Source organism: Vibrio sp. HI00D65 (assembly GCF_001635455.1).
Taxonomy (GTDB): Bacteria; Pseudomonadota; Gammaproteobacteria; order Enterobacterales; family Vibrionaceae; genus Vibrio.
Window position 1 is genome coordinate 1 of record NZ_LWEH01000553.1, and the last position, 1,294, is coordinate 1,294.

A 1,294-nucleotide genomic window follows, 5' to 3' on the forward strand; every position below is an offset into this window, starting at 1 on the left:
CCGTCTCTCTGGTCGAGATTCAGCTTAAACGTCAACGCCAGAGAATCGAAGAGCTAGAAGAAGAGATCACTGGATTGATGTCTCTGGCGGCGAATAATGATAAAACTTTCTACGAATTTATGGATCTGCAAGCGCAAGTGCTGAAATGCAGTGACTTCATGCAGGTAATTAAAGCGGTTGAGCAAAAGGCACTCGACCTTGGGTTGAAGGCTCATTTGCGAATCCTTTCGCAAACGGGTTTTTATCAACTCAGCGAAGAGGGTTACTCGAAGTTTTCGCTTAACCACTTTAATGGCAAAGATGCCTACCTCGGGCGTTTGAGAAAAGCAGACAGACAAGATTTGTTTGGTGATTTTCCGGTTCCAGAGCTAGGCTCTTATGTAGTACTACCGCTTGCTAAGCCGTCTCCATTGGGCTTGCTCGCCTTTTCTAGTGAAGATGGCGGACATTTCCAACCTCATATGGACACGCTCTTTTTACGCCACTTAGCACTTGTCGTGTCTTATTTGGCGGACACCTTACCTTGGCAGATAAATAATGAGCCTAGAGCCCAACACACCTCTTCCTAATAGTCTTCAAAAGCCTCTTTCTCGCTTCTATGAATATCTCAGAAGTGAGAAGGGACTCAGCCTACACACCCAACGAAACTACAAACAACAACTTGAAACCATGGCCGAACACCTAGTCACACTTGGGCTAAAGGATTGGCGTCAAGTTGATGCGGCTTGGGTAAGACAACTTGCCAGTAAAGGCATGCGTGACGGGATGAAGGCAAGCAGCATTGCGACTCGCTTATCGTCACTGCGTAGCTTCTTTGATTTTCTTGTCTTACGGGGCGAAATAACCGCGAACCCTGCAAAAGGGGTTTCTGCGCCTCGTAAGCAGCGCCCGTTACCAAAAAACCTCGATGTAGATGAGGTCGGTCAGTTACTTGACGTGAATGAAGACGACCCGCTGTCGATTCGCGACCGAGCGATGATGGAGGTGATGTACGGTGCTGGTTTACGTCTTGCTGAGCTGGTCGGTATCAATCTTAAAGACGTGCTGAGCCGCCAAGGAGAAATCCGAGTGATTGGTAAAGGTGACAAAGAACGTAAGGCGCCATTCTCTGGTTTAGCCAAAGAGTGGGTTGATAAGTGGCTGAGAGTCCGTGGTGAATTGGCTTCTCCGGGAGAGGATGCCTTGTTCGTCTCTAAGTTGGGCACGCGTATCTCTCACCGAAGTGTTCAAAGGCGCATGGAAGAATGGGGCAAGAAGCAATCTGTGGCGAGCCATATTAGCCCACATAAGTTGC

2 protein-coding genes are annotated in these 1,294 nt (G+C 48.4%); both read left to right on the plus strand.

Annotated features, from left to right (window positions below; all coding sequences use genetic code 11):
* A partial coding sequence (locus tag A3712_RS23730) for a DUF484 family protein (protein ID WP_063525253.1) occupies positions 1–569 on the plus strand: 569 nt, incomplete at its 5' end.
* On the plus strand, positions 538–1,294 hold a 757-nt coding region (locus tag A3712_RS23735; protein ID WP_063525254.1), incomplete at its 3' end, for a tyrosine recombinase XerC. The genes A3712_RS23730 and A3712_RS23735, both read left to right, overlap by 32 nt.